This is a genomic window from Sulfuricurvum sp. RIFCSPLOWO2_12_FULL_43_24, from assembly GCF_001829605.1.
GTDB lineage: Bacteria > Campylobacterota > Campylobacteria > Campylobacterales > Sulfurimonadaceae > Sulfuricurvum.
The window spans coordinates 49,812-59,526 of the sequence record NZ_MIBT01000093.1 but is presented as its reverse complement, the minus strand read 5'-3'; the positions used below and the strand labels follow the sequence as shown (position 1 = coordinate 59,526).

Here is a 9,715-nt window from a genome sequence, read left to right as displayed (position 1 = left end):
CGCCTGTTTTCCGGCAAACATTTTGCGCATAATGTGTTTGTGTTGATAGAGTTCTTGATAAAGAAGCTTTTTGAGTTTTTTGATCTGCGTCTCCAACTCCGGCTCAAATCCGATAACAATCGGCTCGGATGCGGGTATGACCGAAGCTAACACACGGGTGTTATCGATTTTGTCTCGGGAATATTCGAGGAGTGAATAGACTAAATGGTTGATAAGATGGGAGCTGAAACGGTAGCGGAACATTTCGTCCTCGTCTTCGTGGATACCTTCATCGTATACTTTTTCTAAAATGGTTTGTATCAGTTCGCTGGAACGCAGGGTTTCAAAGCTGATAAGTCCTGATGCGACTCCATCATCGATATCGTGACTGATGTAAGCGATTTCATCGGCACGGTCGACAATCATTGCTTCGATGCTGGGGTGGGTGTCGAGAGCAAAGGATTCCCTGATTTCATTGGGCAAAAATGGTTTGTTATAAGGGTAGGAGTGTTTTAAAATCCCCTCCAATGTCGCGTAGGTGAGGTTGAGGCCTAAAAATGCTTTATAGCGCTGTTCGAGTTTGGTTACGACCCGAAAGCTCTGGAAATTGTGCTCAAATCCACACTTAAATCCACGTTCGCGTAAACACACATCGAGAGTATCTCCGCCGATGTGTCCGAAAGGGGTATGTCCCAAATCATGCGAGAGAGCAATACTCTCAGCGAGCGATTCCTCCAGCCCTAAATGCGATGCGATAGAGCGGGCAATTTGGCTCACTTCGATGCTGTGGGTGAGACGGGTACGAAAAAAATCCCCCTGAGAGTTCAAAAAGACCTGTGTTTTGTACTCAAGTCGTCGAAAACTCCCTGAATGGATAATACGATCGCGATCACGGGCATAAGGGGAGCGAAAATCGTCACTGATGGAGTAAAAACGTTGATTTGGGAGCACAAAAAGCCTTTTTATAGAGTCATGGCATTATATCAACCTAATGGTCATTCAAAAATAATATTTTTTTTACACAAAATTAACACTTCTTTTCTACAATGGTGATTCGATTCTCCTTCGATAGTTTGACCGAAATGCATCTCCTTCGTGTTTCGGTTATCTATAATTTATTAATATTATAGAATTCTTTTGCCAATCAATCAACATTTTTTATAAAACAAGATATAATTTATCATCACGCGTTTAAGGTAGTCAGTTATGAGTACAAATAAAGAGAAACGGATACAGTCGGCATTGATCTCAGACAGCGCCCGAAACAGCGCTCGAGAGTATCAGAACCAAAACCTCAAATCACGTCGTAAAATGGAAGATGACTTTTTTCAAAAGTCGCTCGATTACCGTGATTTTGTTTTTTCGCCGGAGGGGTATGAGGGAATCGTCTTAGCCCTTTATATTCTGATACTCCCGTATCTGATGGGGTTGTTATTCTTATTTTTATTTGTTGCGGAAGCGAGCTATGAGTATTTTTTACAGTTTGAATTAGCCTCTTTCTTTGTTATCTGGGCAATCGGATATGAGGTATGTGCCGCCTTGCTTTTGATTGGTATTTTTGCCGTATGGATCAAACATATCAACAATCGTTGGAATAAAGAGCAATCACGCAAAAAATCGCCAACGAAGAAGTTTGGCTATTAAGGCTAACCCAAAGCACACTTGGGTATAATTTCGCTCTTCCATTTAACTGGACAGCTGGCCGAGTGGTCGAAGGCGCACGCCTGGAACGCGTGTATAGGGCAACCTATCTAGGGTTCGAACCCCTAGCTGTCCGCCATACCCCTATGAAACCCCTATTTACGGACTTCCAAAAGACGATTTTTCTTTCTGTACCCATACTCTTTCTATTAATCAAATCATATTTTTCTTTATCTATAGCATTATCAGCGCTGTTATCGTAAATGCACCGATCGATATGAGATAGTACATCAATACGAATCGAAAGAGGGGCATTTTTCCAAAAAAGAGGACAAGAGCCGCTTTGGCGAACGTATTGCTGATAATAGCGATGAGAATAGCGTATTGAGCGGTAGTGGGGTTGAGACCGTTTTTGGCCAATGAAGAGAGGGAGAGAATAATGGCGTCGACATCGGCGATTCCTGAGACCAGAGCGACCGCATAGACCCCCATATCCCCGATGTAGCGGTTCGAGAGTGTGATCAAAGCGAGCGTTGCACCAAAAATCAGTCCCATTACCAGTGCTTCTTTGAGATCAAACGGGTTTTTAAATTCGATGTTTTGAGGGATATTCTCTCGTTTCGAAGTGAAATAGAGCATCGCGATATATCCGTATCCAAAGAGTGAACCTACCACAATGGGGATGATAAAGAGACGGGTGATACCGGGATTAATGACCCACATCTCTATGCCGGCGCGAATAAGCATCATGGAGGAAGCCAGAGCGATACCTAGTGCCAGATTTTTGGCTAAAAAACCGTTTTCATGGACGCGTCGTGCCATACTCATCGCCACAGCGGTTGATGAGACCAATCCCCCAAAAAGTCCAGCCACACCGATACCGTGTGTGGAGCCTAAAATACGGATGGCAATGTAGCCGAAAAAAGAGATTCCTGCCACCAAAACGACCATAATCCAGATACGGTAGAGATTCACCAGTCCCATAGGATCGATGGTTTTATCGGGTAAAACCGGGAGAATGACAAAGGTCATAATCATAAATAAAATAGCGGCACTGAGGTCTTTTTTGGTGATGGTTTGCTCATACTCTCGGACGGTATCTTTAATGTTGAGGACAAAGAGGACAATAATCGTGATAAAGACGGAAAAGATGGGGAGGGAGTAGTTTAACATCCCACCGATGACAAATGTGACGAGGGCCGCGAACTCGGTTGTCGCCCCTTTTTCGGCGATGGAGACACTATTGACGATATACGCAGCGATGAGCAATAATCCCATCAGCACTGCGGCAATCAAAAAAAAGTAGGGAAAAAAGGTACTAAACCACGCCGATAAATACCCAAAAAGAGAGATCATCGAAAAGGTTCTGGCTCCTCCGAAATCTTGGGTTTTGTTCGAATAGATGGTGTGCATTTCACGTTGTAAGCCGATCACAAAGCCCAAGACAAGCGAGAGAATACTGTTTTGAATAAATAGCGGCTCCATATCATCATCCCTTTATGAACGTTGATTGATTATAGCGATAAGCACTTGAAAATTTTGCAATCTCGCTAAGTTATATCTGCTCGAAGCGTGTTCCGTGAATGAGGGTATGGCGGTAGAGCCGCAGCGCTTTGGTCTGATTGATTAGCAGCAGTATGAACATAGTGGCTCCGCTAAAGGCGCTAAGTCTTAGTAACTCAGGGAAAAATACGCCGCTTAAAGTGAGAACAGCCGTCAATCCAAAGAGCCAAAATAACCCTTTGGCACGAGAGTGAGGGATAATATTCGACATAATCGGAGCATCCATGTATCCGGATGAACTGAGGTGGAACCACACCAAAAAAGGGACGATTTTCCCCATCATTGCCAATATGATTGATAATGCAAACAGGGCAAAAGAGATTAAGGCCATACTTTGAAACGGCGGGTAGTCGTTGTAGGAAAATAGAGCGTATGCGATAATGGAAATCATAAGCAAAGCCATTCCAAATCCCCAAAACAAAATACTCACATCACTAACACGGCGTTTGCGCTCTTTGAGCCGTTTTACCGTAGTAACGATAAACCCGACCAATAACGCCCCCATAACGAGATCAAACATCCAAACAAACGGTAATGCTCCGATCAGCCAGATTGTTTTTAAAACCAAAGAAGCGGCAATCACTTTAAAAGCATTTCGTTTGCACCATGAACTGTACGCGGTTGTGACGTAAAACATCTCGACGACTTGAAACGCTACCGCAATGATCAGGGCCCCGACCCATCCGATCAGACCGAAGGAGTAGTGGATACTGCGGAGGGCATCGTGGGAAGCGCTAAACGCGCTGTTAGCGTATTCGCTCGCCATGATAATCCCTAAAATCGCGGTAAGAGAGAGGGCGATGAGGGCTAGCCGCATCCCCCGAAGCGTGTCATGCGTAACTCCGCCAAAGAGAAGCGGAAGGATAAGATTCGCACTATAGAGGATCGAGGCACCCAAAAAGAGGGATGCAATCACAAAGAGGAGAGGAAGGGTAGTGATAAAAGCTCCGCTCAGGGAGAGGATTCCGATCACGAAAAACAGATGAATCAAAAAAGCATTCCCTGGAGCCGACGGGATAGGGCGTCCCCCCAAAACACTCTGCATCTGAAACAGGGCACCGATCATACTCATGGTGATGATTCCTAAAAACATCAGATGAATCGCTGCAAGAGAAAAGGGATGATTGGGGATTAGAACCGTGTGAGGGTTAAAAAAGATGATTGCGCACAGGACTAACCCAAAGAGGGGAACGGTGAGAAAAAAGCGCATGACCACCGAAAGAGGAGGGGCTTGATCGAGGGAAAGACCATTATACATCGGTGTGCTCCAGTGCGAGTGTGGGACTGCGGGTAATGTAAATATGCCAAAGATCATCTCTCTCCATGACACTGAGATATCGACCGCCGTTTTTGGTAATGATCTCAAAAAGCGGGATCGGTTCACGTCGGTGGATCATATGAATCACCTCTTCACCCTTCAGTTTTTTAAAACGATCTACCGCCATTTCCAATGGGATCGGATGGTCGAATTCTCGGGTGTCGAGGAGGATCATTACGCCATATCCTTAAGTGTTTGAATCATTGACTCTGCATCGTCGCCTAAAGCGCGGTCGATCATCGGATAGAGCATTTGTTCCTCTTTCATGTTGTGCTGCTGGAGCATAATCATCATCGACTCTCCGATTCCGAAAAAATCATCATTGCGGTTTTCACCCAGAGCAAGACGCATCGATTCGAGGAGACTGCGTAACTGCTGATGTTCGTATCGCATCATTTGCGTCGGTCCCCCCATCATCCCTGTCCGTTGTTCAAAGGTGAGAAAGAGTTCACGTTCTTCCATATCGAAATGGTGATTGGTCGCTTGGTAAAACGATTCGAACAATGTTTTGGCTTCGTCAGTTTTTTTGTCTGCAAGTGCATTTTCCGCTTCGGTGTAAAGATGATCGCATGCTCTGTGATCGTCACGCATAAACTCGAAAATCATGGTTATTCCTTTATCATTTTAAGTACGACAGTATAAAAGGATCAAAGCGTATCGTTCTTGACGAATATCAAGAATTATTTTTGAATGACTTTTTTATTGTGCGGCAGGAAATCACGAAAATCTTTGATATAGATCGCGTTGATCCCCTGCCCCAACTCGTGTATATCGGCATCAAGCCGCAGCCATCGGTTCACGGTATATTGGAGTAAAACACTCGATACCGTATCGTTTTTATAGAGAATTCGGAGGTCTTTGTTGAGACGTGCTCCCACTTCAAACCCCATTCCCCCCTCAGCGGTGGTGAGAATATTCATGGTGTCGATCTGGAGTTTTGTTGCACCGCTGATAAGCCCTTTAAGCCCTGCACCGAGCATGAAGTTGGTCGCATCGGCGCGAACGGTTGTTGTTGACGTATCCCCTCCGCTTACAGCATTTGCCGGTGAGCCGAAGAGGATATAACTCATAATATCGTTTTGGCTCATAACCGGATCGGAGCTAAAGAGGAAAATCGGTGAATCGAGCGTATGTGTGACATAGATGAGGATTTTATGGTAATCAACCTCATGTCCGATTGTGAGATTCAGATACGGATTGAGTGGGACATCTCCGCCGAAATAGATCTCGGAAGGTTTGATGGTAAAGTGTTTTCCCGCTGTCGTCGCACTGCCGGTTGGGATACTCACCATCCCTAAAATTTGCATAGGATCGGTCGGTTCTTTCCAGAGAGTAATATCAGGGTTGAGACGTAAATCGAGCTCTTTGGTTTTGAAATGGATCGGTTCGCGTGCCGTGATATGAAGATTTGTAGAGAGCTTAGCACTGCTTGGAGGGCGGACGTCTTGAATGATGATAATGTCATCATCCATTACTTTGAACTGCTGCAGCGGCAAGTAGGTTATGGTCGCATCGAGTATTGTGAGCTCACCGGAGAGATTTTGGTTGGCATTGTTGTCGCGTGTAAAGATGATATCGGCCCGTGCGTGCGCTTCTCCCTCGGGGCCTTTATAGCTAAAACGCTCTGATCGGAGCCGTAAAGCAGCGCTAAGATCATTTTGGATACTTCCTGTGAGGAGCAAGCTATCATAAACCCACAACTCATCGACGATAATGCCACCTACACCATCTAGATGCATGTGCGATCTCTTGTCGCTAAAGATAGGATGATCGGCCACTTCGAAGCGGTAACGATTGAGGGTGATATTTCCATCCCGATAATCGATATTCATACTTCCCTCTGTACCGGCATAGGCGCGTTGAGAATCGAGTACGGCGGCGTACCATGGAATTTTGAGTTCACTTTTGATGGTGAGGGTATCGGTAAAATCGATGTGGGTACGGGCCCGTATTTCCGCATCGTAGTACTCACCCTGATGCAGTTCGATCGGTTCCAATTTGGAGAGGGTAGTGAACAATGAGGGGATAAGAAGATCGATGTCAACACTGTTTTGAGACGGTGAAAGGGAGCCTACGATATCAAAAAAGCCCCCTAAATAATTGCCGGAACCTTTAAGCTGTTCCCCTTTTAGGGTGGCATTAAGGGCTAAAGAAGCTCCGCTTAGCTGCAAACGTGTTGCATTGGCCTCATCATCGAGGGAGAGGAGGAGATGTTCAGGTGGTTTATGGGCCCAATTTCTCCACATCGCGGCATCTTGGGGGAGGATGAGGTTTCCATCCAGGGAATGATGGCCGTTTAGGGTCGAAAAAGTTCCCTCAAAGCGTGCATGATCGTGGAGCGCTTTGATCTCTCCACGTAATCCAGCGGTGCTTAGGAGATACGATCCTTTAGCATCGAGCTGAAGTGTGGAAGAACGGATATGTTCCGGCAATGCTGGGATAAAGGAGAGATTTTGATCTTTACTGCGGAGTGTCAAGTTGAAACGGTCGTAATCACTGCTGAAGAGCTGGAGGATGCTTCTATCGAGTTGAAGCGTTCCGGTGAGACCTTTGAGCGAATCGGTGAACTCTCCGTGCAGCGTGTTGGATGGGAGCGGATGCTCTGAGGTAATAATTCCGTCAAATTCCGAGGTAGTAATCCCTTCCAACGCATAACGGAGGTGTTGTTTGGTGTGTATCGAGTCATTTTCACGTATGAGTTTATAGAGTGCATCGATATCGAAATAGTCATTGTCATAAAGATAACGAAAATTCAGGGTAATTGCTTCGGCTTGAACACGGGCATCTTGTTTAGACTCTAACCGCGCGATTGCGGTTTGTAAGAGTGCCTGATTGGCAGAGAGCTCGTTGATTTTTACCCTCAATACGCGCGGCAATGTCGTGAAGCGCCCGCTATAAGGGGCGAGTTCAGCGGTATTGGGGTAGAGATCACATAACCCTTTGAGGGAATTGTTTCGGACCACACCGTGTATTGCACCGCTCGCATAGCGTGATTTCAAGGTAGCACGAAAGGAGGCAAAATTCAGATCATCTCCGTCATAGGTGCCATTTTTACCGCTAAGATCAAGTTCAATCGGATAGGAACTTATAAGTTGGAGATTGGTGATCGATACGTCACGGAGGCGGAAAGTTGGAAACGGCCAGATGGAGTCGTCATCGCTGATAAAATCATCCAGATGGAGGCGTAAACCATCGATTTTGATCGAATCGATCGTATGCTCCCCCTCCAGCATTTTGACCAGATTGTATTTTAGTACGAGGGTTTTGGCTTCCATTTTGTCACTGCGGACGTTATGGAGGACAAACCCTTCTACGATTGATCCCTCTGCATGGCTGTAGTGGACATCGAAGGGTTCGAGAAAATAGGTATTGACGATTTCCAAACTGTCAGGGCGAAAAGCGATATACAAAGCCGCAGATGCGAGTAAAATGGCGCTATAGAGGAGAAAATGAAACGTTACAAACAAATGTTTGAGCCATCTTAGCCAAGGGAGGGATCGCAGACGCTTCAAAAGAGTTCTCCGATACGAAAATGGATGGCGTATTGGCTGCTGTCGTTCGGATCGATTCCGAAATCGATTGCGATGGGTCCCACCGGTGTTACATAACGGATACCTGCTCCCACCCCCCAATAGGCATTATTGACGTAATCGGGGAGGGTGTTTTGAGATGCAAAGGTGGTATCGCTGAATAATACCCCTCGAAACTCCTGATAAATCGGGAATCGATATTCAAGTGTCCCTTCAGTGAGCGCTGAAAAACCGACGGGGTCGCCGTCGCTGTTTTTGGGACCAAGATCACGGTAGGTGTAGGCACGGTTTGAATTCATCCCCCCTGCATAAAAACGGTATGACGATGGAACTTCTCCATCGTAAAGACGCAGCGTTCCCCATTTGAGTTTAGCTCCAAAAATATGATCCCCGATATGGGTGATATAAGCACCCGAGACGAGGCTTTTAAAATAGGTCGCATCGGAAAACACACTAGAGCGGATCGATCCGGTCAGTTTGGCGTTGAGCCAGTATCCTTCCGTCGGTTCCAGAGGTTTGTCACGGGTGTCGAAATTGAGTTCACCCAATGGAGAGGCGATAAATAAAATCGAATCGGGGAAAGTACTGATATCTTTTGATTCATAGGTTTTTGCCCGATCAAACAGCACTCCAACCATTGCAGAAGCAGGATTGTCTTGATATTTTGCCGTTATTTTCTCATAAATACTTTCGGTTTTATACCCGTCAAAAATTTCGTTCGTATAACCGATTTCACCTCCGAGCAGTCCCCGATTGCGCAGCGGCATGCCAACAGTTCCCGAAGCCTCTTGTTTGATTTGTGAATAGCGCAAATCAAGTGCGAGGGTTTTAAGATCACCGAAAAAATTGCGATGTTTTAAACCGGTTTGCGCTCTAAATCCCTCATCACTGCTGTATCCCAAACCGGCGGTAAATCGGATAGGACGTTCCGCCTCTTCGATGCTGAGGCTGATAGGAACGATACTGCCGTTACGTTCGTTATCGTTTATGAGGACACGGGTAATTCCCTCTTGGGCATAGAGGGCTTCGTAGCTCATGCGGATTGCTTCGACGCTGTAAGGGTCTCCTTCTTCGAATCGCAGCATTGACGCCGTGAGCTCTCCGTCGATGTTTGGGGTTGATTCGACACGGATTGGGCCAAAAGTACACGGTTCACCCGGTGTAGCCTCAAACAGCAAATAGGCGTGATCGGTTTCGATATCGACCCATGCTTTGGTATTGAACTGCGCATTGCAATAGCCTGCTTCACCGTAGCGTTTTTTAATGGCCGATTTGGAAGCGGAAAAAGCTTCTTGGTCGAAGAGTTCGTCTTCATGAAGAGTAATGGCCGATGTGATATCGAGAGGACTGTTGATTTTGATGTCCCCGATGCGTATAGGAGAATTCTCCTGAATTTTGAAGACCACCTCTTTTTCAGTGTTTTCTGAGGTGATTTTGGCGTGGTAAAAACCTTTGGAACGGTAAAAACTGCTCAGCGCCGAGACGCTTTGAGCAATGGCTATGGGCTCGATTGAAGGCTGATCTTCCCACACCTCGATACCGTAGGGTTTCCGTAAGCCTAATACACCGTACAGGGCATCGGATTTAATTTCTTCATTGCCGCTAAATGTGATGGATAGGGGTGTGGCGAGGGTAAGAAGGGCAAATGTCATCAACACAATAATGATACGCATTGCCCCTCCTC

8 protein-coding genes and 1 tRNA gene are annotated in these 9,715 nt (G+C 46.0%); 2 read left to right on the top strand and 7 right to left on the bottom strand.

The window, feature by feature from the left end; genetic code table 11:
• On the bottom strand, positions 1 to 930 hold a 930-nt coding region (gene dgt, locus A3G19_RS08990), incomplete at its 3' end, for a dGTP triphosphohydrolase (RefSeq protein ID WP_294872159.1).
• Between the two features lie 255 nt (positions 931 to 1,185).
• Between dgt and A3G19_RS08985 the strand changes: the two genes are divergently transcribed.
• Together A3G19_RS08985 and A3G19_RS08980 are read left to right on the top strand one after the other, a co-directional pair.
• Entirely contained in the window at positions 1,186 to 1,623 is a 438-nt protein-coding gene (locus A3G19_RS08985; RefSeq protein ID WP_294872156.1) for a hypothetical protein, read from the top strand.
• Between the two features lie 48 nt (positions 1,624 to 1,671).
• Positions 1,672 to 1,759, top strand: a tRNA-Ser gene (locus A3G19_RS08980).
• Between the two features lie 95 nt (positions 1,760 to 1,854).
• Here the strand turns inward: A3G19_RS08980 and A3G19_RS08975 are convergent.
• The 6 genes from A3G19_RS08975 to A3G19_RS08950 form a co-directional block, all read right to left on the bottom strand.
• Positions 1,855 to 3,105 (bottom strand): MgtC/SapB family protein, encoded by a 1,251-nt coding sequence (locus tag A3G19_RS08975; protein ID WP_015652500.1) that lies wholly within the window; start codon positions 3,103 to 3,105, stop codon positions 1,855 to 1,857.
• A 70-nt stretch (positions 3,106 to 3,175) separates the two neighbouring features.
• Positions 3,176 to 4,441, bottom strand: a complete 1,266-nt coding sequence (locus A3G19_RS08970; RefSeq protein ID WP_015652501.1) for a hypothetical protein — start codon at positions 4,439 to 4,441, stop codon at positions 3,176 to 3,178.
• Positions 4,434 to 4,676: a DUF2249 domain-containing protein gene (locus A3G19_RS08965; RefSeq protein WP_015652502.1), complete on the bottom strand. Its 243-nt coding sequence runs from the start codon at positions 4,674 to 4,676 to the stop codon at positions 4,434 to 4,436. Before A3G19_RS08965 ends, A3G19_RS08970 begins: the two co-directional genes overlap by 8 nt.
• Positions 4,676 to 5,107 carry a hemerythrin domain-containing protein gene (locus A3G19_RS08960; protein ID WP_015652503.1) on the bottom strand — a complete coding sequence of 144 codons (432 nt, stop codon included), beginning with the start codon at positions 5,105 to 5,107 and terminating at the stop codon, positions 4,676 to 4,678. Before A3G19_RS08960 ends, A3G19_RS08965 begins: the two co-directional genes overlap by 1 nt.
• A 74-nt stretch (positions 5,108 to 5,181) precedes the next feature.
• Positions 5,182 to 8,013, bottom strand: a complete 2,832-nt coding sequence (locus A3G19_RS08955) for a translocation/assembly module TamB domain-containing protein (protein ID WP_294872153.1) — start codon at positions 8,011 to 8,013, stop codon at positions 5,182 to 5,184.
• A complete protein-coding gene (locus A3G19_RS08950; RefSeq protein ID WP_015652505.1) occupies positions 8,010 to 9,704 on the bottom strand; it encodes an outer membrane protein assembly factor in 1,695 nt (564 codons plus the stop codon). Before A3G19_RS08950 ends, A3G19_RS08955 begins: the two co-directional genes overlap by 4 nt.
• Positions 9,705 to 9,715: the final 11 nt, after the last annotated feature.

What these genes read in the sequence shown, in the direction of transcription:
- A3G19_RS08960 (WP_015652503.1), bottom strand. Translation starts at nt 5,107, where the DNA reads ATGATTTTCGAGTTTATGCGTGACGATCACAGAGCATGCGATCATCTT.
- A3G19_RS08950 (WP_015652505.1), bottom strand. Translation starts at nt 9,704, where the DNA reads ATGCGTATCATTATTGTGTTGATGACATTTGCCCTTCTTACCCTCGCC.
- A3G19_RS08965 (WP_015652502.1), bottom strand. Translation starts at nt 4,676, where the DNA reads ATGATCCTCCTCGACACCCGAGAATTCGACCATCCGATCCCATTGGAA.
- A3G19_RS08975 (WP_015652500.1), bottom strand. Translation starts at nt 3,105, where the DNA reads ATGGAGCCGCTATTTATTCAAAACAGTATTCTCTCGCTTGTCTTGGGC.
- A3G19_RS08985 (WP_294872156.1), top strand. Translation starts at nt 1,186, where the DNA reads ATGAGTACAAATAAAGAGAAACGGATACAGTCGGCATTGATCTCAGAC.
- A3G19_RS08970 (WP_015652501.1), bottom strand. Translation starts at nt 4,441, where the DNA reads ATGTATAATGGTCTTTCCCTCGATCAAGCCCCTCCTCTTTCGGTGGTC.